Source organism: Micromonospora auratinigra, from assembly GCF_900089595.1.
Taxonomy (GTDB): domain Bacteria; phylum Actinomycetota; class Actinomycetes; order Mycobacteriales; family Micromonosporaceae; genus Micromonospora; species Micromonospora auratinigra.
Genome location: NZ_LT594323.1, coordinates 5,218,710 through 5,240,967, shown reverse-complemented (window position 1 = coordinate 5,240,967; position 22,258 = coordinate 5,218,710). Strand labels below are relative to the sequence as shown.

The 22,258-nt window shown below is 74.6% G+C and carries 24 protein-coding genes, 3 tRNA genes and 1 riboswitch; of the genes, 18 read left to right on the top strand and 9 right to left on the bottom strand.

Going from position 1 to position 22,258, the window contains the following annotated elements; genetic code table 11:
- Positions 1-3 precede the first annotated feature (3 nt).
- Genes GA0070611_RS23655 through GA0070611_RS23645 form a run of 3 tightly spaced genes read left to right on the top strand, consistent with a single transcriptional unit; the run spans position 4 to position 2,128 of the window.
- A complete protein-coding gene (locus tag GA0070611_RS23655; RefSeq protein ID WP_091668283.1) occupies positions 4-462 on the top strand; it encodes a TadE/TadG family type IV pilus assembly protein in 459 nt (152 codons plus the stop codon).
- Entirely contained in the window at positions 459-890 is a 432-nt protein-coding gene (locus GA0070611_RS23650; protein ID WP_091668278.1) for a pilus assembly protein TadG-related protein, read from the top strand. Before GA0070611_RS23655 ends, GA0070611_RS23650 begins: the two co-directional genes overlap by 4 nt.
- Positions 891-910: 20 nt before the next feature.
- The gene (locus GA0070611_RS23645; protein WP_091668274.1) at positions 911-2,128 is read left to right on the top strand and encodes a LysM peptidoglycan-binding domain-containing protein; all 1,218 of its coding nucleotides are present in this window, start codon (positions 911-913) and stop codon (positions 2,126-2,128) included.
- A gap of 85 nt (positions 2,129-2,213) precedes the next feature.
- Here the strand turns inward: GA0070611_RS23645 and GA0070611_RS23640 are convergent, their stop codons facing one another.
- From GA0070611_RS23640 to GA0070611_RS23630, 3 genes are all read right to left on the bottom strand, one after another.
- Entirely contained in the window at positions 2,214-3,065 is an 852-nt protein-coding gene (locus GA0070611_RS23640) for a Rieske 2Fe-2S domain-containing protein (protein WP_091668270.1), read from the bottom strand.
- A 104-nt stretch (positions 3,066-3,169) separates the two neighbouring features.
- Positions 3,170-3,790, bottom strand: a complete 621-nt coding sequence (gene bluB / locus GA0070611_RS23635; RefSeq protein ID WP_091668266.1) for a 5,6-dimethylbenzimidazole synthase — start codon at positions 3,788-3,790, stop codon at positions 3,170-3,172.
- Between the two features lie 36 nt (positions 3,791-3,826).
- Positions 3,827-4,025, bottom strand: a riboswitch (cobalamin riboswitch).
- 8 nt (positions 4,026-4,033) lie between these two features.
- Positions 4,034-4,765 (bottom strand): TioE family transcriptional regulator, encoded by a 732-nt coding sequence (locus GA0070611_RS23630; RefSeq protein ID WP_091668263.1) that lies wholly within the window; start codon positions 4,763-4,765, stop codon positions 4,034-4,036.
- An 81-nt stretch (positions 4,766-4,846) separates the two neighbouring features.
- On the opposite strand from GA0070611_RS23630, the gene GA0070611_RS23625 reads away from it, so the two are divergent.
- Positions 4,847-5,995 (top strand): erythromycin esterase family protein, encoded by a 1,149-nt coding sequence (locus tag GA0070611_RS23625; RefSeq protein WP_091668259.1) that lies wholly within the window; start codon positions 4,847-4,849, stop codon positions 5,993-5,995.
- 80 nt (positions 5,996-6,075) lie between these two features.
- A complete protein-coding gene (locus GA0070611_RS23620) occupies positions 6,076-6,876 on the top strand; it encodes a crotonase/enoyl-CoA hydratase family protein (protein ID WP_091668254.1) in 801 nt (266 codons plus the stop codon).
- Here the strand turns inward: GA0070611_RS23620 and GA0070611_RS23615 are convergent.
- The 3 genes from GA0070611_RS23615 to GA0070611_RS23605 are packed head-to-tail and all read right to left on the bottom strand — an operon-like array spanning position 6,869 to position 9,829.
- Positions 6,869-7,768 carry a hypothetical protein gene (locus GA0070611_RS23615; RefSeq protein WP_091668250.1) on the bottom strand — a complete coding sequence of 300 codons (900 nt, stop codon included), beginning with the start codon at positions 7,766-7,768 and terminating at the stop codon, positions 6,869-6,871. The two genes, GA0070611_RS23620 and GA0070611_RS23615, sit on opposite strands and share 8 nt — an antisense overlap.
- 6 nt (positions 7,769-7,774) lie before the next feature.
- The gene (locus GA0070611_RS23610) at positions 7,775-8,293 is read right to left on the bottom strand and encodes a SigE family RNA polymerase sigma factor (RefSeq protein WP_231921199.1); all 519 of its coding nucleotides are present in this window, start codon (positions 8,291-8,293) and stop codon (positions 7,775-7,777) included.
- A 51-nt stretch (positions 8,294-8,344) separates the two neighbouring features.
- Positions 8,345-9,829: a dihydrolipoyl dehydrogenase family protein gene (locus tag GA0070611_RS23605; protein ID WP_091668245.1), complete on the bottom strand. Its 1,485-nt coding sequence runs from the start codon at positions 9,827-9,829 to the stop codon at positions 8,345-8,347.
- Between the two features lie 91 nt (positions 9,830-9,920).
- On the opposite strand from GA0070611_RS23605, the gene GA0070611_RS23600 reads away from it, so the two are divergent.
- A complete protein-coding gene (locus GA0070611_RS23600; protein WP_091668243.1) occupies positions 9,921-11,021 on the top strand; it encodes a serine hydrolase domain-containing protein in 1,101 nt (366 codons plus the stop codon).
- Positions 11,022-11,032: 11 nt separating this feature from the next.
- Here GA0070611_RS23600 and GA0070611_RS23595 read toward each other — a convergent pair whose 3' ends face one another.
- Both GA0070611_RS23595 and GA0070611_RS23590 read right to left on the bottom strand, forming a co-directional pair.
- Positions 11,033-12,355, bottom strand: coding sequence for a cryptochrome/photolyase family protein (locus GA0070611_RS23595; protein ID WP_091668240.1), 1,323 nt, complete (start codon positions 12,353-12,355; stop codon positions 11,033-11,035).
- Positions 12,352-13,278: a phytoene/squalene synthase family protein gene (locus tag GA0070611_RS23590; protein ID WP_091668236.1), complete on the bottom strand. Its 927-nt coding sequence runs from the start codon at positions 13,276-13,278 to the stop codon at positions 12,352-12,354. Before GA0070611_RS23590 ends, GA0070611_RS23595 begins: the two co-directional genes overlap by 4 nt.
- 65 nt (positions 13,279-13,343) lie before the next feature.
- Between GA0070611_RS23590 and GA0070611_RS23585 the strand changes: the two genes are divergently transcribed.
- From GA0070611_RS23585 to GA0070611_RS23550, 8 genes are all read left to right on the top strand, one after another.
- A complete protein-coding gene (locus GA0070611_RS23585) occupies positions 13,344-14,498 on the top strand; it encodes a polyprenyl synthetase family protein (protein ID WP_091668232.1) in 1,155 nt (384 codons plus the stop codon).
- A 28-nt stretch (positions 14,499-14,526) separates the two neighbouring features.
- Positions 14,527-16,008 (top strand): phytoene desaturase family protein, encoded by a 1,482-nt coding sequence (gene crtI / locus GA0070611_RS23580; protein ID WP_091668229.1) that lies wholly within the window; start codon positions 14,527-14,529, stop codon positions 16,006-16,008.
- Complete coding sequence (gene idi / locus GA0070611_RS23575) at positions 16,005-16,619, top strand: isopentenyl-diphosphate Delta-isomerase (protein ID WP_091668225.1); 615 nt, start codon at positions 16,005-16,007, stop codon at positions 16,617-16,619. The genes crtI and idi overlap by 4 nt, the downstream gene beginning before the upstream one ends.
- Complete coding sequence (locus GA0070611_RS23570) at positions 16,609-17,556, top strand: MerR family transcriptional regulator (RefSeq protein ID WP_091668222.1); 948 nt, start codon at positions 16,609-16,611, stop codon at positions 17,554-17,556. The genes idi and GA0070611_RS23570 overlap by 11 nt, the downstream gene beginning before the upstream one ends.
- Positions 17,557-17,634: 78 nt before the next feature.
- A complete protein-coding gene (locus GA0070611_RS23565) occupies positions 17,635-18,426 on the top strand; it encodes a polysaccharide deacetylase family protein (RefSeq protein ID WP_091668218.1) in 792 nt (263 codons plus the stop codon).
- A gap of 155 nt (positions 18,427-18,581) precedes the next feature.
- Positions 18,582-18,654: transfer RNA gene (locus GA0070611_RS23560), tRNA-Glu, on the top strand.
- Between the two features lie 32 nt (positions 18,655-18,686).
- Positions 18,687-18,760: transfer RNA gene (locus GA0070611_RS23555), tRNA-Asp, on the top strand.
- A gap of 75 nt (positions 18,761-18,835) precedes the next feature.
- Positions 18,836-18,909, top strand: a tRNA-Phe gene (locus GA0070611_RS23550).
- A gap of 96 nt (positions 18,910-19,005) precedes the next feature.
- Here the strand turns inward: GA0070611_RS23550 and GA0070611_RS23545 are convergent.
- A complete protein-coding gene (locus tag GA0070611_RS23545; RefSeq protein WP_091668215.1) occupies positions 19,006-19,818 on the bottom strand; it encodes a hypothetical protein in 813 nt (270 codons plus the stop codon).
- A gap of 96 nt (positions 19,819-19,914) precedes the next feature.
- On the opposite strand from GA0070611_RS23545, the gene GA0070611_RS23540 reads away from it, so the two are divergent.
- From GA0070611_RS23540 to GA0070611_RS23525, 4 genes are all read left to right on the top strand, one after another.
- The gene (locus tag GA0070611_RS23540; RefSeq protein WP_197675784.1) at positions 19,915-20,166 is read left to right on the top strand and encodes a hypothetical protein; all 252 of its coding nucleotides are present in this window, start codon (positions 19,915-19,917) and stop codon (positions 20,164-20,166) included.
- A gap of 103 nt (positions 20,167-20,269) precedes the next feature.
- Positions 20,270-21,034 (top strand): hypothetical protein, encoded by a 765-nt coding sequence (locus GA0070611_RS23535; protein ID WP_231921198.1) that lies wholly within the window; start codon positions 20,270-20,272, stop codon positions 21,032-21,034.
- Positions 21,031-21,396: a winged helix-turn-helix domain-containing protein gene (locus GA0070611_RS23530; RefSeq protein ID WP_091668207.1), complete on the top strand. Its 366-nt coding sequence runs from the start codon at positions 21,031-21,033 to the stop codon at positions 21,394-21,396. The genes GA0070611_RS23535 and GA0070611_RS23530 overlap by 4 nt, the downstream gene beginning before the upstream one ends.
- Positions 21,397-21,475: 79 nt before the next feature.
- Complete coding sequence (locus GA0070611_RS23525) at positions 21,476-22,258, top strand: hypothetical protein (protein ID WP_157740374.1); 783 nt, start codon at positions 21,476-21,478, stop codon at positions 22,256-22,258.

Here is a 22,258-nt window from a genome sequence, read left to right as displayed (position 1 = left end):
CCGATGCGGGAGCGGGGCTCGGTGTCGATCGAGGTGGCGGTGCTGGCGCCGGCCTTCATCGCGCTGATGGTGCTGGCCGGGGTGGCGGGGCGGACGGCGGTCGCCGACGAGGCGGTGGAGTCCGCCGCGCACGACGCCGCCCGGGCCGCCTCGATCGCCCGCGACGCGTCGACCGGGCGGGCCGCCGCCACCACGGCCGCCCGTCGCCGGCTCGACTGGGCGGGGCTGAGTTGCGCCACCCCGCCGACGTTGGCGTTCAGCGGCTCGGTGGCCGGTTCGGACACCGGGTTCGCGAACGCGTACCGGAGCGCGCCGGGGGTGCCGTCGACGGTGACGGTCCGGGTGACCTGCCGGGTCTCCTTCGCCGACCTGCGGGCCCCGGGGCTGCCCGGGGTGCCCGCCTCGCACACCGTGTCGGCGACCTTCACCTCGCCGCTGGACACCTACCGGAGTCGGCGATGACCGGCCGGCCCCACCGGGAAAGCGGGCGGGTGAGCCTCTTCCTCGCCGCCGCGCTGACCGGCGTGCTGGTGATCATCGGACTCGCCTACGACACCGCCGGCCAGCTGCGCTCGTTGCAGCGGGCCGACAACCTGGCCGCCGAGGCGGCCCGCAGCGGCGGCCAGATGATCGACCGGGCCCGGGCCATCGAGGGCGGTCCGAAGGAGATCGACGAGGCGGCGGCCCAGGTCGCCGTCGCCGACTACCTGCGCGCGGCCGGCGGGGTGCAGAGCCACACCGTGAGCTTCCCGGTGGTCGGCGGGGAGAAGCAGATCACGGTACGCGTCCGCATCACCTACCGCCGGGACCTGCTCGGGCTCTTCGGCATCAGCGACACCGTCACCGTCACCGGTGAGGCGACCGCGCGGGCGCTCACCGGCGCCCCTTAACGGAAGAAGGGAAGGCAGCCATGGCCGCACCGCCCCGTTCCGCCGTACGCCGGACCGGTCAGGTCCTCACCGGGCTCGGCGCCCTCGTCGTGCTCTGCGCGGTGCTGGCCGGTGGGCCGGTCGCGCTCCTCGCGCTGGCCGGCAACCCGCTCCCCGACCATCTGCCCACCCTCACCGAGGTGGGTACCGCGTTGACCACCCGCGACGACGGGCAGCTCTTCCTGCGGGCGCTGGCCGTGGTGGGCTGGTTCGGCTGGGCGACGTTCGCCTTCTCCGTGGTGGTGGAGCTGCTGGCGGCGGTGCTGCGCCGGCCGGTGCCCCGACTGCCCGGAATGGGCCGGCAGCAGCGGGCGGCGGCCGCCCTGGTCGGCTCGGTGGCCCTGATCCTGGCCGCCAGCCCGGCCGCGGCGAGCGCCGCCACCCTGGCCGCCCCGCAGCCGGCGGTCGCCGCGCCGGCGGTGGTGGCCCCGCGGTCCGTGCCGGCGGTGCGCAACGTCTCGTTGACCACCGAGCCGGCGGTGTACCGGGTGGCGAAGGGCGACTATCTGGGCGAGGTGGCCGACCGCTATCTCGACGACTTCGAACGCTACCGGGAGGTGGCCCGGTTGAACCGGCTCGCCGACCCGGACCGGATCCGCCCCGGCCAGCTGTTGAAGCTGCCCGAGGGCGCGGTCGACGAGGGGGCGCGCCGGCACGCCACCGGCCGGCTGGTGGTGCACCCGGCCCCACGCCCGCCCGCCGGCACGCCGCAGCCCGGCGGGGGCCCGGCCGCACAGCCGGGCGGTGCGGGCTCGACCGCACAGCCGGGCGGTGCGGGCTCGACCGCACAGCCGGGCGGCCCAGGCGCGGGCTCGACCGCGCGACCGGGTGCCGGCTCGACGGCCCGCCCGGGCGCTGCGGGAACGGGCGCCACGGTGGCACCGGGTGGTGGTTCGGGTGCGGCGGCGGACGGCGGCTCCCGCCCGGGCCGGCCCGCGCCGGCCCGGCCGGACCCGACCACGGCCGGCCAGCCCTCGGGCGGACAAGGGTCCACGGTGGAGCAGCCGGCCGACCGGCCGCCGGCGATGGCGGCGGGTGCGTCCCGGCCCACGGCCGACGAGGGGATCAACCGGCCGCTGGCCATCTCGGCGGTGCTGGCGGTGGCGAGCATCGTCGGCGCCCAGATCGGTGCGGTGCTCGGCATGCGCCGGCGCCCCGCTCCGCGCCCGCTGCTCAGCGGTCGCCACCGCAGGGACTGACCGCCGCCGACGCGCGAGAGACCCTGGCCGGTTCCGGCCAGGGTCTCCGCGACACCCACCTGGCGGCCGGCGGGGTGGCCGAACGCTACGGAAGGCGGGCCTCGACGCGGCCGTCGACGACGCGGGTGGGCAGGATGGCCTGGTCGTTGGCGGCCGGACCGTGCACCACCTCGCCACCGTTGAGGCGGAAGGCACTGCCGTGCCAGGGGCAGACCACGCAGGCGTGCCCGTCGATCTCCTGTACCTCGCCCTCGCCGAGCGGCCCGCTCTGGTGGGGGCAGCGCTCCAGCATGACGGTGACGTCGTCACCGTGCCGGTAGAGGATCACCGAGACGTCGTCGATCTCGCGGGTGACCAGCTTCCGTTGCGGCAGCTCGGCCAGCTCCCCCACGCCGTGCCAGCCGTCGCTGATCAGGTGCAGGTCGGAGATGCTCTGGTTGACCTGCGCCCCCTGCTTGTAGGCGAGGTGTCCACCCAGGTACGCCCCGGCGCTCGCCGCCGACAGCCCCAGATACGCCAGCGCGCGGCCGGCACCGTGCCGGCCGTTCAGCCGGGCGGCCAGCGAACTCGCGTAGAGGGCCAGCCCGACGGTGTTCGCGGCGGCGTGCACCAGGCCCACCCGGCGCTGGTCGCGGGAGAGCGCCGCCCAGTCGTTGAACCCCGCCACCGCCGCCGGTAGCGCGCTGACCGTGCCGACGCCGACCAGGGCGGTGGCGGCCCGGCGCTGGCCCGGCAGCAGGTCCACGACGGCGGCGGAGATCCACGCGCCGACCGGCACCTGCACCATGGCCGGGTGCAGCGGGTGGCCGAGGAAGACGCCGTGCAGCACGTCCCGGACCCGCTGGGAACGCAGGGTGCCCTGGACGGCGCGCTGCAACCGGTCGCCCACCCGGTCCAGCGCCGTGGCCTGTTCGAGTCTCGTCAAGAATTCGCGCACCCGATCCGACTTCCCGGCAGGAGAGGCCCCAAACCGGGCGGGGGCGACGATTCACCCGTCCGTGGCCCGCCGCCGGGTGGCGGGCCACGGACCGGTGACGGTGGTCAGCCCGGCCAGCGCTCGGCGTGCACGGCGGCGGCCAGCGGGCGGGGCGTACGCCAGCCGTGCCGGACCAGGTCGGGTACGGCCTGGAGGTGGGTCACCGGGCCGAGGCAGAGCCAGCCGACCGGACGTACCCGGGCGGGCAGGCCGAGCAGGTCGGCCAGGAACGGCTCCCGGTAGAAGGAGACCCAGCCGACGCCGAGTCCCTCTGCGGTGGCGGCCAGCCACAGGTTCTGGATCGCCAGGCAGACCGAGTAGAGACCCGCGTCGGCGATGGCGTGCCGGCCCAGCACCGCCGGCCCACCCCGGTCCGGGTCGTACGTGACCACGACGGAGAGCGTCGACTCCAGCACCCCGTCGATCTTGATCCGGGTGAACCGGTCGGCCGCGTCCCCGGTCAGCGTGGCGGCGAAGGTGTCCCGCTCGGCCCGGACGTGCGCGTGGAAACGCCGCCGGGTCTGCGGGTCACGGACCAGCACGAAGTCCCAGGGCTGCGAGTTGCCGACGCTCGGCGCGGCGTGCGCGGCGGTGAGGATCCGGTCCAGTACGGCCTCCGGCACCGGCTCCCCGGTGAACTCGGCGCGTACGTCCCGACGGCGGTGGATGGCGTCGTACAGGTCCACAGGCAGGCTCCCGCTGCACTCGGCCCGCCGCAGGGGCGGGCGAACTGACGCGAGGCCGGTCTTCGGACTCCCGGATCGACGCCTGGCCGTCCGCCTTCCCGGCCGTACGGCCAGTGGCTGCGCGGGACGCGCGTGGACGGTGGCTCCCCGGTCACCGCGGCGGGCCCGTGCCGGATTCACACCGGCTTCCCGATTCTCCCCGCCGGAGCGGGGCACCTCGCATGATCGTTGCCGCCGCCGATGCTAGGCCATCCCTGGCGACGGGCCCTCGGCGTGACGGCTCAGGTAGTCGTCGAGCCGGGCGGCGGCGGTGAGCATCGCCAGGCCCTGCCCGGTCAGCCTGCGCTGCCAGTCGTCCAGGGCCCGGGTCAGCGCGTCGGTGCCGCCGGCCGTGCGGATCTGCTGGACCACGGTGGCGATCGCCGACAACGGGTAGCCGCCACGGCGGAGCAGGTGGGCGAGCTGCGCATCGCGGAGGTCGGCCGCACGGAAGACGCGGTGGCCGGTGCGCGGGTCCCGGGCGGGGGCGAGGATGCCGGCGTCCTCCCAGTTGCGCAGGGTGGCCGGGGTGAGGTCGAGCCGGTGCGCCAGCTCGCCGATGCTGCGCGGAACCGGGTCGTCCGGCGCGATGTCGGCGGGCTCGGCGGCGGTCAGGTGGCCGACGGCGGCGCGTACCGCGTCGAGGGTCGCCCGGTCGCGCAGCAACCGCTGGTGGCTCCGGTCGATCGCGGTCAGCGCGCGGTCCGGCTCGCCGTCGTGCAACGCCCGCATGATCTGCCCGGCGGTCGGGTGGCCGTGGGCGGCCACCACGGAGAGGTACGCCCGCAGCGCCGCCGCGTGCCGCTCGGTGTAGATCCGGTAGCCGCTCGCGGTGCGCTCGGCGGGCGGGAGGTGACCGTCCCGCTCGTAGTTGCGGACCGCCTGGGTCGAGAGGCCGTGCTCGCGGGCCAGGTCGGCCGGCCGCAGTCTGCGCATCGATTTGAGACTCTAGCCTGCCGTTAGGCGTCAGGCCCGGCTCAAGTCTCAACCGAGCTTTCAAGGATACGATTGAGGCTCATGACGCATGACATCCGTGATCTGGTGTCCGGCCCGGGCGGGCTGGTGGCGCTCGGCGAACCGACCCACCGGGAACCGGCGTTCCCGCAGCTCCGCAACGAACTCTTCGCGCAGTTGGTCGACCAGGGGTTCCGGTCGATCGTCCTGGAGATCGACCGGGTGACCGCGCTGGCCGTGACCGCCTACGTCCGGGACGGGGTCGGCTCCCTCGACGCGGTGATGGCCGAGGGCTTCTCCACCTTCTTCGGCGAGTTGCCCGCCAACCGCGAGCTGGTCGCCTGGCTGCGCGAGCAGAACGAGCGCCGCCCACCGGCCGAGCGGTTGAGCTTCCACGGCTTCGACGCCGAGATGGAGAACATGAGCGCGCCCAGCCCACGGCGCTACCTCGAACACGCCCGTGACTACCTCGGCCTCGACCTGGACGTGGCCGGCCCGGCCGGCGACGACGAGCGGTGGAGCCGACAGGAGGCGATCCTCGACCCGACCGAGTCGATCGGGGCCGGCCCCGAGGCGGAGCGGCTCCGCTGCCTCGGCGACGACCTGCTGGTCGAACTGCACGCCCGCGCGCCGGAGCTGGTCGCCGCCACCTCAGCGGCCAAGTGGCGCGAGACCAGGACCCGGCTCACCGCCGGCCTCGGTCTGCTGCGCTACCACAAGCAGGCGGCCCGGCGGGTCGACGAGAGCACCCGGATCTCCGGCCTGCTGGCCACCCGGGCCGCGCTGATGGCGCAGAACCTGCTCGACATCCGCGACGCCGAGCGGCACCGGGGCGGCACCCTGGTCTTCGCCAACAACGTCCACCTCCAGCGCAACCGCAGCCAGATGGCGATGGCCGGGATGGACCTGCGCTGGTACGGGGCCGGCGCCATCGTCTCGGCGGTGTCGGCCGAGCCGTACACGCTGATCGTCGGAAGCCTGGGGCGCAGCGAGTCGATCGGGCTCCGGCAGCCCGAGCCGGGCAGCTACGAGCACGCCCTCCAGGACCGGGTCACCGGCTGGGAGCTGCTGCCGGCCGCCGAGGTCGCGCCGGCCGGCACCCGTACCGACCCCACCGGGGAGCAGGGCTACTTCCCGCTCGACCGGGCCACCCTGGACGGAGCCGACGCGGTCCTGCACGTCGCCGCCGGCACGCCGGCCGATCTCCCCTGACCGGGGACGGGCGCCCGCCGTCGGACGGCGGGCGCCCGCTCGGTCCCCGGCGCTCCCGCGCGCTTGGGCATACTGGCCCGATGGGGGTACGCGTCGCGCACGCCGGACCGGTGACCACGGTGATCCTGGACCGGCCCGAGGCCCGCAACGCCGTCGACGGCCCGACCGCGCGGGCCCTCGCGGACGCGTTCCGCGCCTTCGAGGCGGACCCGACGGCGGCGGTCGCGGTGCTCTGGGGCGCGGGCGGCACGTTCTGCTCGGGCGCCGACCTGAAGGCCATCGGTACGCCGCGCGGCAACCGGGTCGAGCCGGAGGGGGACGGCCCGATGGGACCGACCCGGATGCGACTGTCCAAACCGGTGATCGCCGCGATCTCCGGGTACGCGGTGGCCGGCGGCCTGGAACTGGCGCTCTGGTGCGACCTGCGGGTCGCCGAGTCGGACGCCACCCTGGGCGTGTTCTGCCGGCGGTGGGGCGTACCGCTGATCGACGGCGGGACGGTACGGCTGCCCCGGCTGATCGGGGAGAGCCGGGCGCTGGACCTGATCCTCACCGGCCGGCCGGTCCCGGCCGCCGAGGCGTACGCGATGGGTCTGGTGAACCGGCTGGTCGCGCCGGGTGAGGCCCGGGCGGCGGCCGAGGAGCTGGCGGCCGGGATCGCCCGGCACCCGCAGACCTGCCTGCGCAACGACCGGGCGGCGCTGCTGACCGGCGCCGGCCTTCCCGAGCCGGAGGCGATGGCCACCGAGCTGGCCTTCGGCGTGGAGTCCCTGGTGGTCGACGGCGGGCCGGGCGCCGCCCGGTTCGCCGCGGGCGCGGGCCGGCACGGCGCCGTCCCGGAGGACGACGTCGTGCCGGGTTCCTCGGTTCCGCCTACCTGACCACCGTCGCCTCCGTGGGCCGCTGCACCCGCACCGGAGTGCCGTAGTCGGAGAATGTCGTGGTCACCCGCAGCCGGGACGGCGGGCTGACCTTGCCGTTCTTGTTCCAGACCAGGGTCAGCTCGTAGTCCAGCGCGGCGATCCGGTGCTGGGCGTCGAGCGTCACGTCACCCACCACGGTCTCGCTCTCCAGGGCGGCGTCGAAGCCGGTGTCCTTCCCGCTGGGCTCGACGCTGAAGTGGTACGTCCGGTTCCCGGTCCGGGTGACCGTCCCGCCGCTCCTGGTCAGCACCCGCAGCAGCCCGTCCTGCTCGGCGGAGGCGCTCAGCGCGCCGCCCATCGCCACGTCGAACGGCAGGAACGTCCGCTTGCCCTGCTGCTCCCAGTGCACCTTCCGGTCCACGCCGGCCTCACCCACGAAGTACATCCCGTCGATCAGCCGTTCCTCCCGGAAGCCCGCCCTCCCGTACGAGGTGTGCAGGTAGCCGTTACGGGCGGCGGGGTCGAAGGCTCCCGTCGTGAGCTGCGGCCCGTCCGGGAAGACCCGCCGCACCGTGATCCGGTAGCTGGTGCTCTCGGTGGCGGCGACGGCCGCGGCCAGCTCCATCCGGGGGGCGTCGGCGGCCGGTGCGGACGATCCGGCGACGGTCGCCGGGGTGGCGGCTCCGGCGGTGGCCCCCGGGCGGTCCGGGGCCGGGCCGGGCACCAGCGTGCCGGCGCCGACCGCGCCGAGCGTGAGCAGCGCGAGCGTGCCACCGGCGAGGGTGCCGGTCCGGCGGCGGCGGGCCCGGCGGCCCCGGTCCAGCAGCAGGTCGGTCGGTGCGGCGGAGTCCGGCTCGCCGTCGACGAGGGCGTGCAGGCGGTCGGTGAGGCGCTCATCCAGGTTGGTCATGCGAGATCACCTGATTCCCGGGTAGGAGGGTTGCTGGAGGAGATGGCGGAGTTTGCTCAGGGCCCGGGCGTGCTGGCTCTTGACCGTGCCGAGGCTGCAGCCCAGCACCCGGGCCACCTCCCGCTCCGGCAGGTCCTCGTAGTGGCGCAGCACCACCACCGCGCGCTGTCTCGGCGGCAGCGCCAGCAGGGCGCGACGCAGCACCAGCGCGTCGTGGTCCGGGGTGCCGTCGGGGCCGGCCCGGTCGGGCACCTCGGCGACGAGACTCTCCCGGCGGCGGCGCCGCCAGAACGAGGTCTGGTTGTTCACCAGGGCCCGGCGCAGGTACGCGTGCAGGTCGTCGCTGCGGGCCAGCCTGCGCCAGCGCTCGTAGATCCGGACCAGGCTGTCCTGGAGCAGCTCCTCGGCCCGCCACCGGTCCCCGGCCAGCAGCATCGCCAGCCGGAGGTGTCGGCGCCAGGCTTCCTCGACGAAGGCCACGTAGGCCGCGTCGGAGGTCGACAGTCGCGTTTCTCGGTCGGTCACGCCCCTACCACGCGGCGACCGGGGAAAAGGTTGTCCGGGCCGGAGCGCCGGTCACTTCAGGTTGCGCAGCGCGTCCTCGATCGCCCGGTGGAAGGTCGGGTACGCGTAGATCATGTGCCGGAGCTGGCTGATCGGCACGGCCGCGTGCACGGCCACGACCAGCCCGGAGAGCACCTCGCCGCCGGCCGGCCCGACCGAGGTGGCCCCGACCAGCACGCCCTGGTCGGCGTCGGCGACCAGCTTGACGAAGCCGGCGTTGCCGGTCTTGTGGATCCAGCCGCGCGACGACGTGGTGAGGTCCGTGTAGCCGACCTGGACGTTGATGCCCCGGTCGCGGGCCTGCTGCTCGGTGAGGCCGACCGCGCCCACCTCGGGGTCGGTGAAGGTGACCCGGGGCAGCGCCCGGTAGTCGGCGACCGGCACGCTGCCCGGCGCGACGGTGGAGCCGCCGGCGCTCATCGCCCCGCCGACCGCGCTGACCACCCCGGCCGCGCCGCCGACCACGCTGGCGGTGCCGCTGGCGTCCGGTCCGCCCCTGGTCCGGCGCATGTGGTCGAGCAGGTCGGCGACGACGATCGCCGCCTGGTACATGGCGATGTGGGTGAACGCCCCCTCGCCGGTCAGGTCGCCGACGGCCCAGATCCCGTCGGTGACGTGCATCCGCTCGTCGACCGGCAGGTAGCGCTGCTGCGCGTCCACCTGGACGGTGTCCAGGCCCAGCTCCTCCAGGTGCGCCCGGCGGCCGGTCACCACCAGCAACTGGTCGGCGCGGAACGTCCGGTCGCCCGCGTGCAGGGTGAAGGTGCCGCCGTCGTGGTCGACCCGTTCGGCCTTCACCCCGGTCTCGATGGTCACCCCGTCGGCGCGCAACGCCTGCGCCGCGACCTCGGAGGCCTCGGGCTCCTCGACGGCGAGCACCCGGTCGGCGGCCTCCACCACGGTGACCCGTACGCCGAACCGGGCGAAGACCTGCGCCAGCTCCAGCCCGATCGCGCCGCCACCGAGCACCAGCAGCGACTCCGGCAGCTGCTCCGCCTCGATCGCCTGGTGGTTGGTCCAGTACGGGGTGTCGGCGAGCCCGTCGATCGGCGGCACCGACGGGCGGGTGCCGGTGCCCAGCACGATCCCGTAGCGGGCCTGGAACACCTGGTCGCCGACGCGTACCCGGCCGGGGCCGTCGAGCCGGCCGCTGCCCCGCACGAACCGGCCACCCTTGCCGGTGAACCGGTCCACCGCCACCGTGTCGTCCCAGGTGTCGGTGGCCTCCTCGCGGATCCGCCGGGCCACCGGCGCCCAGTCGGGGCGTACCTCGGCGGAGCCGGCCAGCTCGTTGACCCGGCGCGCCTCGGCCAGGCTGTTCGCCGCCCGGATCATCATCTTGCTGGGGATGCAGCCCCAGTAGGGGCACTCGCCACCGGTCAGGTCCCGCTCGATGCCGACCACGGTGAGGCCGGCCTCGGCGAGCCGCCCGGCCACCTCCTCGCCGCCCACGCCGAGCCCGACGACGACCACGTCCACCAGTTCCGGATCCGCCATCCCGCCAGCATTCCGCACCGGCACCGGCCCCGCGACCGCTCCACCCCGGAATTCTCCCGGCCGTAACCTCTCGGGGCTCTAGGGTGGCCGGATGCAGGCACGCTTCGCCCCGGTCCGGGACTGCTTCCACGACCTCTTCGCCACCGGCCGGGAGACCGGCGCGGCGCTGACCGTCCGGTACGACGGGACGCCGGTGGTGGAGCTGGTCGGCGGGACCCGGGCGGCCGTCCCGCCCGACGCGGTGGTCCCGGCGGTCGGCGCGGACCGGCCGTGGCGGCCGGACACCCTGGTGAACGTCTACTCGGTGGGCAAGCCGGTGGTGGCGCTCTGCCTGCTGCTGCTGGTCGACCGGGGACGGGTCGACCTGGACGCGCCCGTGTCGGCGTACTGGCCGGAGTTCCGCACCCCGGCCACCGTGCGGCAGGTGCTCGACCACACCGCCGGGCTGCCGGCGTTCCCGGTGCCCCGGCCCGCCGAGGCGGTCGCCGACTGGGCGCTGCTCTGCGCCGACCTGGCCGCCGCCGAACCCGAGTGGCCGCCGGGGTCCGTCGCGGGCGAGCACGCCTGGACGTACGGGCACCTGGTCGGCGAGCTGGTCCGCCGGGTGGACGGGCGGTCGGTGGGGCGGTTCCTGGCCGAGGAGATCGCCGGCCCGTGGCGGCTCGACCTCGCCTTCGGGCTGGGCCCGGCCGACCAGCGCCGCTGCGCCGACCTGTCGTACGCCGATCCGGGGTGGCCGGACGTGACGCGCGGCGAGCCGGGGTCGTTGCGGGCCCGCGCGCTGGACAATCCGGCGGGCGGCCGGGACGTGGCGGTGCTGAACGGGCCCCGATGGCGGGCGGCGGAGGTGCCGGCGGTGAACCTGCACGCCACCGCGCCCGCGCTGGCCCGCCTCTACGCCGGCCTGCTCGCCGGCGGCACCCTGGACGGGGTACGCCTGTTCGGCCCGGACCTGGTCGCCGAGGCGACCCGGGTCCAGTACGACGGCCCGGACCTGGTGCTGGACCGGCACGCGTACTGGACGTTGGGCATGGGCTGGGAGCCGGACGGCAGCTGGGGCATGGGCGGGATCGGCGGCAGCAGCGCCTGGGCCGACCCGGCGCGCGGCTACACCTTCGCGTACACGACCGCCCGACTGGCCGGCCACGACCGGGTCGACGACCTGGTCGAGGCCCTGCACTCCTGCCTCTGAGCCGCTGCCGGTCAGCGCAGCCAGGTCGGGTCGGTGCCGGGCACCTCCAGCGGTGGCGGGTAGTCCAGCCGGCGGCGCGCCTCGTCGGGCAGCCGCCAGGGCTGGTGGATCGCCTTGCCCCCGATCGACGCCAGCTCGGGCACCCAACGCCGCACGTACGCCCCGTCGGGGTCGTACCGCTCGGCCTGGCGGACCGGGTTGAAGCCCCGGTACGGGCGGGAGTCGTTGCCGGTGCCGGCGACCCACTGCCAGTTGCCGGAGTTGTTGGCCACGTCGCCGTCGAGCAGCCAGCGGGAGAACACCCGCACGCCGGGCCGCCAGTCCAGTCCGAGGTGCTTGGTCAGGTAGCCGGCGGTGATCAGCCGGGCCCGGTTGTGCATCCAGCCCTCGGCCCGGAGCTGGCGCATGCCGGCGTCCACGATCGGCATCCCGGTCCGCCCCTCGGTCCAGGCGTCGAGGGCCTGCGGGTCGTACCGCCACTCCTCGGTCGCCCCGCGCCGGTAGGCCACCGACGAGAGCTGCGGGAACGCGGCGGTCACCTGGTAGTAGAAGTCCCGCCAGCAGAGCTGCCGGACGAACGGGCCGGTCCAGTCGTCGGCCCGGTTGGCCACCGCGAGCGGGGAGAGGCAGCCGAAGCGCAGGTACGGGCTGAGCCGCGAGGTCAGGTCGCCGGCCATGTCGTCGTGGATGTCGTCGTACCGGCCGAGGGTGGGCAGCCACTGCTTCAGCCGGCGCTGCGCGACGCTCTCCCCGCCCGGCGCGGCGTCCGGGGAGTCGCCCTTCGGTGGCGCGGGCAGCCGGCCCGGGTCGACGCCGTCGGGCAGCCGTACCCGGCGCGGGGCGGCGAGCTCCTCCCGTCGTCCCGCGCCCTGCCAGACCCGGTGGTAGGGGCTGAACACCTTGTAGTGGTCGCCGCCGGTGGGCTTCACGCTGCCCGGCTCGACGATCGTGACGCCGGGGAAGAGCCGCAGGAACATCCGGTGCCGCTCGGCCTCCTCGCGCAGCCGGCGCTCCCGGCGGCGGGCGTAGCGGCTGACGTCGGCGGAGAGGCCGATCCCCTCGGCGCCGACCTTCCGGGCCAGCTTGATCGTCTCGGCCACCGGGTCGCCCCGCCGGACCACCAGGTCGCCGCCGCGCCGCCGCAGCGCCTCGCGCAGCTCGGCGAGGCTCTGGTGCAGGAAGCGGCTGCGGTTCGCCGACAGCCCGGCCAGCGCCGGGTCGAGCACGTAGAGCGGGACCACCCGGTCGAACGCCGAGCAGGCCGCCGCCAGCGCCGGCTGGTCGTGCACCCGGAGGTCACGGGTGAACAGGACGACCGCGGTGCGTTCGCTCATGCCGCCAGGGCCGGCTGGAGCGCCGGACCGGGCACCACCACCGGCGTGCCGGTCGGTGTGAGCAGCGACCGCGCGGCCACCGCCATCCGTCGGCGCTGCGGCACCAGGGCCCGCCGGACGAAGACGTCGTAGTCCTGGGCGGCCACCTCGTCGAGGATCCCGCCGTAGAGCGCGTACGCGGTGCGCATGCAGGCCTGCGAGGCGGGGCTGAGCAGCGGGATGCCGGGCGCGGCGGCCAGGTAGTGGGCCTGGGCGCGGGTCACCTCGTACTCGATCAGGGCCCGGATCTTCTCGGTGGTGCGGCCGGCGGCCTTCGCCGCGAGCAGGTCCTCGCGGGTCACGTCGAACCTGGCCAGGTCCTCGTCGGGCAGGTAGGTGCGACCCCGGTCCAGGTCCTCGGCGACGTCCCGGATGAAGTTGGTGAGCTGGAAGGCGAAGCCGAGCTGGCGGGCCGGCTCACGGGCGGCGGCCGGGTCGGTGCTGCCCAGGATCGGCAGCATCATGGTGCCGATGACCGCGGCCGAGCCCTCCATGTAGTCGAGCAGGTCGTCGTAGGTGGGGTACGACATGACCGTCAGGTCCATCGACATGCTGCGCAGAAACGACGCAAAGTCGCCGCGGTCGAGGTCGAAGACGGCGATGGTGTGCAGCACCGCGGGGAGCAGCGGGTCGTCGACCTGCTCGCCGTGCAGGCCGGCGACGAACCGGCCGGACCAGTCCTCCAGCCGGGCGGCCCGCTGGGCCGGCGGCAGGTCCTCGGTGCGGTCGACGATCTCGTCGGCGTAGCGCGTGAATCCGTACAAGGCGTGCACATGCCGCCGTTTCCAAGCGGGCAGCAGCCGGGTGGCGAGATAGTAGGTGCGCCCGTGACGTTTGTGCAGCTCCTGGCAACGGGCATAGGCCGCGGTGAGATCGGTGTCCACCGGCCCTCCTCAGAATTCGACGCAGCAATCGACGCAACTCGTAACCCTAGGGTACGCTCCCCCACATGGCCAACGACGCAGTTGCGGGTAATGCGCTCCGCGTCGCGCCGGCACAGCCGGAAGCGACGGACGATCCGGTCCGCGGCGTACTGGCCGCGTTCACGAAAGACCTGATCAAGGGGGTGGACGAGACACTGGCGGCGTTCCTGGCCGCCGAGGTCGACTCGCTCACCGAGATCGACGCAGCGATGGGTGGTTTCGCCGCCACGGCGCGCGACTGCGTGCTGGCCGGCGGGAAGCGGGTCCGCCCGACGTTCGCGTACTGGGGCTGGCGCGGGGTCGTCGGTGGCGACGAGCCGCTGCCCTCGGTGCTGCCGGCGCTCGCCGCGCTGGAGCTGCTGCACACCTTCGCGCTGGTGCACGACGACGTGATGGACGCCTCCGACACGCGGCGCGGCCTGCCCACCGCGCACCGGGCGGCCGCCGCCCGGCACCGCGCCGCCGGGCACGCCGGCGACCCCGACCGGTACGGCGAGGCGGTCGCCGTGCTCATCGGTGACCTCTGCATGGTCTGGGCGGACCGGCTGCTGGCGCACGCCACCGTGCCGCCGACCCGGCTGCTCGACGTCCGGCGCTGCTACGACCAGATGCGGGTGGAGACGGTCGCCGGCCAGTTCCTCGACGTGCTCGGCGAGAACGACGCGGCGAACTGGTCGGTGGACCGGGCCCTGCGGGTGGCCCGCTACAAGACCGCCAGCTACACCGTCCAGCGGCCGCTGCTCTTCGGCGCCTGCCTGGCCGGTGCCGACGCCGAGTCGCCGCTGATCGCCGCGTACACCCGCTACGGGCTGGCCGTCGGCGAGGCGTTCCAGCTCCGCGACGACCTGCTCGGGGTGTACGGGGACCCGGACACCACCGGCAAGCCGGCCGGCGACGACCTGCGTACCGGCAAGCCGACCGCGCTGCTCATGCTGGCCCGGCAGCTCGCCACGCCGGCCCAGCGCCGGGCGCTCGACCGGGCCGGCACGGTCACCGCCACCCGCGAGGTGGCCCGGCTGGCCGAGGTGGTCCGGGACACCGGGGCGGTCGCCCGGGTCGAACGCATGATCTCCGACCGGGTCGGCGAGGCACTGGCCGCGCTCGACACCGCGTCGATCGACGGGACCGCGCGCTCCGCGCTGACCGGTCTCGCCACCGCCGCGACCACGCGGCGGGCATGATGGGCAACTTTGTGAGGGAGGTGGTCACGTGCGCACCGTGAACGGACGTACGGACCGGGTGGTGGTCGTCGGTGCCGGCCTGGGTGGGCTGGCCTGTGCGCTGCACCTGGCCGGGAGCGGCCGGCAGGTGACCGTCCTGGAGCGGGAGGCGGTGCCGGGCGGTCGTGCCGGGCGGCTCAGCGTCGACGGGTACGAGTTCGACACCGGCCCGACCGTGCTGACCATGCCGGACCTGATCGCCGAGGCGCTGGGCGCGGTCGGCGAGGAGCTGACCGACTGGCTCGACCTGACCCCGCTCGACCCGGCGTACCGGGCGTACTACCCGGACGGGTCGACGCTGGACGTCATCACCGACACCACCCGGATGGCCGCCGAGATCGCCCGGGTCTGCGGGCCCCGCGAGGCCGACGGCTACCTGCGCTTCGTCGACTACGCCCGCAAGCTGTGGCAGTGGGAGCGGGCCGACTTCATCGACCGCAACCTGGACGCCCCCACCGACCTGCTCACCGGCAACCTGCTCAAGCTGATGGCCAGCGGGGCGTTCCGGCGGCTCCAGACCAAGATCGAGCAGTTCTTCCGGGACCCGCGTACCCAGCGGATCTTCTCCTTCCAGGCGATGTACGCGGGCCTCGCGCCGCACGACGCGCTGGCCATCTACGCGGTCATCGCGTACCTCGACTCGGTGGCCGGGGTGTCCTTCCCGCGCGGCGGCATCCACGCGGTCTCCCGCGCGATGGCCGGCGCCGCCGAGAAGCACGGCGTGCAGTTCCGCTACGGGACCACGGTCAGCCGGGTGGAGACCGCCCACGGCCGGGCCACCGGGGTGGTGACCGAGGACGGCGACTTCGTCCCGGCGGACGTCGTGGTGCTCAACCCGGACCTGCCGGTCGCCTACCGCGACCTGCTGCCGGAGAGCCGCCAGCGCCGGCTCACCTACTCGCCCTCCTGCGTGGTGCTGCACGTCGGGTCGACGCAGGGCTATGAGAAGATCGCCCACCACAACATCCACTTCGGACGATCCTGGAAGGGCACGTTCGACGAGGTGATCCGGCGAGGCGAGCTGATGACCGACCCGTCGCTGCTGGTGACGAACCCGAGCCGGACCGACCCCTCGGTCGCCCCGGCCGGGAAGCACACCTACTACGTACTGGCCCCGGTGCCGAACCTCGACCGGGCCCCGTTCGACTGGCGCGGCGACCTGACCGACCGCTACGCCGACCAGCTCATCGGCACCCTGGAGGAGCGCGGGTACGTCGGCTTCGGCGCCGGCGTCGAGGTGCTGCGCGCGGTCACCCCGGCGGAGTGGGCGGAGCAGGGCATGGCCGCCGGCACCCCGTTCGCCTCGGCGCACAGCCTCTTCCAGACCGGCCCGTTCCGCCCGGCCAACCTGCACCGCACCCTCGGCAACGTGGTCTTCGTCGGCTCCGGCACCCAGCCCGGGGTGGGCGTGCCGATGGTGCTGATCAGCGGCAAGCTCGCCGCCTCGCGGATCACCGGGAGCCGGTCGTGACCTCCCGGGAGGGGCACCTGGTCGAACTGGTCGACGACACCGGGCACGTGCTCGGCGAGGCGACCGTGGCCGCCGCCCACCAGCCGCCCGGCCGGCTGCACCGGGCCTTCTCGGTGCTGCTGGTCGACCCGGACGGGCGGGTGCTGCTCCAGCAGCGCGCCGCCGTGAAGACCCGCTTCCCGCTGCGCTGGGCGAACTCGTGCTGCGGCCACCCGCTGCCCGGCCAGTCGCTGACCGAGGCCGCCAACCGCCGGCTCGCCGAGGAACTCGGCGTCGGCCCGGTCGAGCTCACCGAGGTCGGGGTGTACGTCTACTACGCCGAGGATCCGGCCACCGGCCGGGTCGAGTTCGAGTACGACCACGTGCTCCGCGCCGACGTGCCCGCCGAGCTGACCACCCTGCCCGACCCGGACGAGGTGGCCACCCTGCGCTGGGCCGAGCCGGGCGAGATCGAGGCCGACCTCGACGTCGACCCCCGCTCGTACGCGCCGTGGCTGGGCGGCGTGCTCAACCGACTGCTCCGGCCGGCCGATCCGGCCGCCGGGGCGTCCCGCGCCGGGGCGTCCGGCGTGCCCGTCGACGAGGCACCGGAGCGGTCGGGTGGCCGATGAGGCGCTGAGCGCGGGAGCCGTCGCCCGTCGACTGGGGGTGGCGGTCACCACGCTCCGCACCTGGCACCAGCGGTACGGGCTCGGCCCCAGCGAGCACGTACCCGGACACCACCGGCGCTACACGCCGGCCGATCTCGCCCGCCTGGAGATCATGCGGCGGCTCACCGCGGAGGGAGTGACCCCGGCCGAGGCGGCCCGCTGGGCCCGGCAGGCCCCGGGCGCCGTCCCCGCCGACCTCGGCACCCGGCTACGCGCGGGTGGCGGCGTACGCGACGGTGGCGGCGGGACCATCCCGGTCGGCCGGGCCGGTCCGGTCGCCCGTGGGCTGGCCCGGGCCGCCATGCGGCTGGACTCGGCGGCCATCGGCGAGACCATCGCGCACGCCCTGGCCACCGACGGCGTGGTCGTCACCTGGGACGGGCTGCTCCGGCCGGTGCTCGCGGGCATCGGCGAGCGGCACGCGGTGACCGCCGGCCTGATCGAGGTGGAACACCTGATGTCCCGGTGCGTCTCCGAGGCGTTCGCCGCGGTGGTCCGGGCCCACCCGATCACCGGGCCGGCCCGCATCCTGCTCTCCTGCGCCGACGAGGAGCAGCACAGCCTGCCCCTGGAGGCGCTCGCGGCGGCGCTCGCCGAGGCCGGCGTGAGCTACCGGATGCTGGGCGCGCGGGTGCCGGTGGAGGCCCTCGTCGAGGCGGTCACCCGGATCGGGCCGGCGGCCGTCGTGCTCTGGTCGCACACCCGGGCCACCGCCGACCCGCACCAGCTCTCCGCGCTGCTGGCCGCCCCCCGTCGCCCACTGCTGGTGCTCGCCGCCGGGCCGGGTTGGCGCGCCGACACGCTGCCCGCCGGCGTGGTCCGTCCGGTCGACCTGGCCGAGACGATCTCGCTGGCCCTGGCCGTACGCGACTCGCTGGACCAGTCCACTTCGGGCTGACCGGGCCTGCCGGATCGGCGCTTCGTCCACTACCGTCGGAAAGTCCGCATAACCCGACGACCCCCTTCGGGAGCGACGATGCGTCCACGCACCGTGCTGGTGCTCGCCGTCGGCCTGGCGCTGTTCCTGGCCGGCTGCGGCGAACCCGGCAAGTCCCCGCCCCGGGCCGCCACCGGCCCGGTGGTCTCGGCCACGCCGGCCCCGCCGAAGCCCACACCGAAGCCCCGGCCGAGCCGCACCACGCCGCCGAAGCCGCAGCTGCGCCCGCTGCCGAAGACACTCCCCGCCGGGCTGCACCGGCACAGCGGCGACCGGGGCGTGGCGCTGACCTTCGACGACGGGCCGAACCCGCGCTGGACCCCGCAGATCCTCGACCAGCTCAAGGCGGCTCACGTGACCGCCACCTTCTGCCTGGTCGGCCAGGAGGCCCGGCGCTACCCGCACCTGGTGGCCCGGATCGTCCGGGAGGGTCACCAGCTGTGCAACCACAGCTGGCGGCACGACCTGAACCTGGGCCGCCGACCGGTCGCCCAGATCCGGGCCGACCTGCTCCGCACCAACCAGGCCATCCGGGCCGCCGTACCGAACGCCAAGATCGCCTGGTTCCGCCAGCCGGGGGGCCGGTGGACGGCGGAGGAGGTGACGGTGGCCGGTCAGCTCGGGATGCGCCCGCTGCACTGGAGCGTCGACCCGCAGGACTGGGACCGGCCGCCGGCGGCCTCGATCGTCAAGCGGGTGGAGTCGGCCGTCCACCCCGGTTCCGTGGTGCTGATGCACGACGCCGGGGGCGACCGGAGCCAGACGATGGCCGCCTGCCGGACGCTGATTCCGGACCTCCGCCGCCGGTACGGGATCTCCCGGCTCCGGTGACACCGGCTCTGACCTGCTGTTTTGTCCGCCGATGTGCCGGTGGCCATACCGGTTTGGTCGTCCGAGCAGGCATGGCATATGCTTCTCATGCCTCCGGCGGGGCCGGATGGGAGCAAGTCCGCTTGAAGTTGCGAGTGTGCAATGATGGCGGGGCCGCCCTCATCGTCTAGCGGCCCAGGACGCCGCCCTTTCAAGGCGGTAGCACGGGTTCGAATCCCGTTGGGGGCACGGTCCGGCTCAGCCGGATGCAACATCAGCTAGGTCCTGTGGAGCAGTTGGAGTGCTCGCCGCCCTGTCAAGGCGGAGGTCGCGGGTTCAAGTCCCGTCAGGACCGCAAGCGCTGACGCCGCGCCTATCATGCGCGGCGTTCTGCGTATCGGCCCGTGCGGTAGCATGAGCCGAGCACCACGGCCAGGTAGCTCAGTTGGTACGAGCGTCCGACTGAAAATCGGAAGGTCGGCGGTTCGACCCCGCCCCTGGCCACATAGCCTTTCGCCGGGCTACAGAGATCCCCACCAGCGGAAACGCAGGTGGGGATCTTGCTGTTTCCGGGCCTGCCGTCCCGGTCCGACACGGGTGTCAGGCTCCGGCATCCCCCGCTCCGCGTGGGTGCGGAGCGGGGGTCGGACCCGACGGCCGCTCGCCGCTCAGTTCCCGGTACGCGGCAAGGATGGCCTCGGCCCGCTCGGTGAAGTCGGCGGCCGGGTCGGTCCGTGTCGCCGAGACGGCGGCCTCGGCGATACCCGTGTCCACCCGGGCGAGAGTGCGCCGTGCCCGTTCGGCAGCCGCGCGGCTGCGCCGCCTCTTCGCCACTTCGGTGGCGATCGCGGTGCTGTTCAGCGCGAGCCTGGTCAGGCGTCCCAGCCGCCGGTCGACTTCGGCCTGGATGGCGTGCAGCCGTTCGGCCACCAGGGCACGACGGACATCGAGCTCACTGCGCAGCGGATCATCCTCGGCCAGACCCACCGCGGAGCGGAGAGTCGCCCGTTCCAGATCCATCAGGCGAGCTTGATCGCGCATCAGGCAGGCCAGGTCCCAGCGGGCGGTCTGAACGGCGGACCGCACCTCGGCGCGGCTGAGCGTGCTGGCCCTGGGCAGGTGCCTGACGATCGCTTCGCAGGCCCGGTCGACCTGCTCCCAGCGAAAACGATCAGCGAGGAGCACGTGACGCGCGGTTGATCTCGCCATCCATCCGGTCATCCAGACGCCGGCGACGACGGCCACCAACGCGATGGCCGCCCGGAAGTGGAAATTGACGAGAACCCCGTACCCGAGCAGAGCACACACTGCGGCCAGTTGGAGGCACAGCGACGCGGACGGTCGGAGCAGTGGCGCCAGGAATCGCACCTTCGGCGAGCCGTAGACCCGGATCGGGCCGGTGTGCGCACCCATCTGCTCAGCTCCTCGCGCACTCCCGCGCAGTCCGCGCCCGCGCCATGGGCGCCGCTCGTCAGCGACGATAGCGCGACCCGGGCGTAATGTGGCGTCATGGGCATGGGCGTCCTGCTGGTCCTCGGCGGCCTGGCGGCCGTGCTGGGCCTCCTCGCCCGGCTCGCGGCCCGGGTGCGCCGGCGCGGTGTCGGCGGCACGGTGATGGGCCCGTTCGACGAGATCTGGCATCCCGCCGCCCATCGGTTCCGTGCGGAGATCCAGGTGCACGAGGAACGTCTGGTGCCGTTGCCCTCGGCCGAAGGTCCGAAGCCGCCACGTGGCGGCGCGACCCCGCCGCCGGCTGAGTAGCGGCCGAACCCCGCCCCACTGTCGGACCGGCGGTCCCCTTGTGCCGATTACTTTGCAATGCAAAGCTATTGGTGTTCAGAACAGCGAACGGTTGGAGGACACCGTGTCGAACTCCGCAGACGCCGGGGCGTACGCCGACGGCGGCCCGCACGACCTGCTCCGCTCGATGGCCGCGCTGCGGCGACGGGCACGGACGGACCGGCACGCGTACGGGCTGCCCCTGCTTCTCTTCGGCGCGCTCATCGCCGCCGCCGCGCCCCTCTACGTCGAGTCGACCGAGCCGGCTGCGCTGCGGGCCATCTCCACCAACCCCGCACTCACCAGCCTCGGCGGGGACTTCCTGGAGCACTCGGCCGCCCTGGGCTGGTACTGGCTGGCCGCGCTGATCGCCGGCTACCTGACCACCCTCGTCTGGTACCGATGGCACGGTCAGCGCGTCGGCGTGCAGACCCCCGTCCGGGGTTACGTCATCGCCGGCGTCGTCGGCACGCTCGTCGGGCTCGCACTGCCGGTCGTACTGGAGTTCCTGCTGTTCAACACGGCGGCACCGGTCTTCCGGGCGACCAGTTGGGCGACCGGGCCGCTGCTCGGCGTCGCCAACCGTGGCATGCTGCCGCACGTGGTCATCGCGGTCGGCTTGGCGGTCCTGGCCCGGCTGGAACGCAGCCGGGGCCTGTGGGTCGTGGTCGCCGCGTACGCCGCCGTCATCGTGCTCGTGACCGCCTGGTTCCAGCTGGCCGATCTCCAGCCGGGAGACCTGAGCCGGTTCGGCTTCCTGCTCGCGGCGCTGGCGCCCGCGCCGGTCCTGCTCATCGGTGGCGGGGCGGCTCTCCTCGCCGCGCGGAAGCGCCGGCCGGGGTCCGCGTGACGCGCGAGCAGCAACGCGACCCCGGGGCCGACGGAGCGGCACCCGACGCGTACCCGACCAACGGCCTGGACGACACCGTGCACCAGCGGCACCGGCTCGGCATCCTCACCATTGCCGCCGAGGTCGAACGGGTGGAGGTGGCCTACCTCCGGGACGCCCTGGAACTCACCGCCGGCAACCTCTCCCGCCACGTCAGCGTGTTGGAGGAGGCGGACCTCGTCGAGGTGGAGAAGGGCTACCACGGCCGACGACCGCGGACCTGGATCAGGATCACCGAAGCGGGCCGGCGGGCCCTGCACGCCGAACTCGACGCGTTGCAGGAACTCCTGCGCCGGCACCGGCAGGCCGGGGCGGCCCACTGACGGAAGGTCGGTCGTCCTCAGGGGCTGGCCGGGGATCGTCCCGATGGTGCCCGGACAGTGGTCGGCGAAGACTGGTCCCATGCCGAGCCCAGGAAAAGCACCCCGCCTCGCCCACCGTCTCCTCACCCGGTGGCTGACCGCGTACGACGCGGAGAGCCGTCGCCGCCTCGTCCGGTCGGTCACCGCGGTGCCGCGTGCCCTGGCGGCCGTGCCCGCCGCCCTGCGCCGGCCGCACCGGGTCCGGGCGGTGGGCCGGGCGCTGCTGGCGCTGCCGGTCGCGGTCGCCGGGTCGGCGCTCACCGGCACGCTCGCCTTCCTGCTCCTGATCAACGTGCTCGGGTACCCGTTCCGGCCCTGGCTCGGGCTGGGCCACGGCGGCCGCGACATCTGGACCGGGTACGCCGACTCCTGGGGCGGCCCCACCCTCGCCGGCGCCTGGCTGACCCACGCCGCCGGGCTGCTGCTGCTGGTCGTACCGCCGGTGGTGTGGGCCGTCCGGGGCCTCACCACACTTCAGCGGCGACTCACCGACGAGCCGGCCGCCGCGACCCGGGTGACCACCCGGCGGACCGGCGCGGGGCGGTCCGGGGTCGCGGCGACGCGCGTCCTCCCACCGGCCGCACGCCCCCTGTCGACCGGGCCGGTGCCCGGGCGGCTGCGGCGCACCGGCGCGGTGCTGGCCGCGTCGGGGCTGCTGGTGGCGTTCTCGCTGACCGCGCACGTGAACGGCATCGGCGACAACCTGCTCTGGGTGCCCCGCGACGTGGCGAGCAGCCTCGCCCTCGCGGTGACGCTCACCCCGGTCGCGGCGTTGCTGCTGCTGCGGCGTACGACCTGGTGGGCTGCCGCCGCACGGTCCTGA

Coding starts and splice junctions, on each gene's coding strand:
- GA0070611_RS23615 (WP_091668250.1), bottom strand. CDS start 7,768: ATGACCAACCTGGATGAGCGCCTCACCGACCGCCTGCACGCCCTCGTC.
- GA0070611_RS23605 (WP_091668245.1), bottom strand. CDS start 9,829: ATGGCGGATCCGGAACTGGTGGACGTGGTCGTCGTCGGGCTCGGCGTG.
- GA0070611_RS23645 (WP_091668274.1), top strand. CDS start 911: ATGGCCGCACCGCCCCGTTCCGCCGTACGCCGGACCGGTCAGGTCCTC.
- GA0070611_RS23545 (WP_091668215.1), bottom strand. CDS start 19,818: ATGGGTGCGCACACCGGCCCGATCCGGGTCTACGGCTCGCCGAAGGTG.
- GA0070611_RS23565 (WP_091668218.1), top strand. CDS start 17,635: ATGCGTCCACGCACCGTGCTGGTGCTCGCCGTCGGCCTGGCGCTGTTC.
- GA0070611_RS23525 (WP_157740374.1), top strand. CDS start 21,476: ATGCCGAGCCCAGGAAAAGCACCCCGCCTCGCCCACCGTCTCCTCACC.
- GA0070611_RS23540 (WP_197675784.1), top strand. CDS start 19,915: ATGGGCATGGGCGTCCTGCTGGTCCTCGGCGGCCTGGCGGCCGTGCTG.
- GA0070611_RS23625 (WP_091668259.1), top strand. CDS start 4,847: ATGACGCATGACATCCGTGATCTGGTGTCCGGCCCGGGCGGGCTGGTG.
- GA0070611_RS23620 (WP_091668254.1), top strand. CDS start 6,076: ATGGGGGTACGCGTCGCGCACGCCGGACCGGTGACCACGGTGATCCTG.
- GA0070611_RS23595 (WP_091668240.1), bottom strand. CDS start 12,355: ATGAGCGAACGCACCGCGGTCGTCCTGTTCACCCGTGACCTCCGGGTG.
- GA0070611_RS23600 (WP_091668243.1), top strand. CDS start 9,921: ATGCAGGCACGCTTCGCCCCGGTCCGGGACTGCTTCCACGACCTCTTC.
- GA0070611_RS23585 (WP_091668232.1), top strand. CDS start 13,344: ATGGCCAACGACGCAGTTGCGGGTAATGCGCTCCGCGTCGCGCCGGCA.
- GA0070611_RS23650 (WP_091668278.1), top strand. CDS start 459: ATGACCGGCCGGCCCCACCGGGAAAGCGGGCGGGTGAGCCTCTTCCTC.
- GA0070611_RS23655 (WP_091668283.1), top strand. CDS start 4: ATGCGGGAGCGGGGCTCGGTGTCGATCGAGGTGGCGGTGCTGGCGCCG.
- GA0070611_RS23630 (WP_091668263.1), bottom strand. CDS start 4,765: ATGCGCAGACTGCGGCCGGCCGACCTGGCCCGCGAGCACGGCCTCTCG.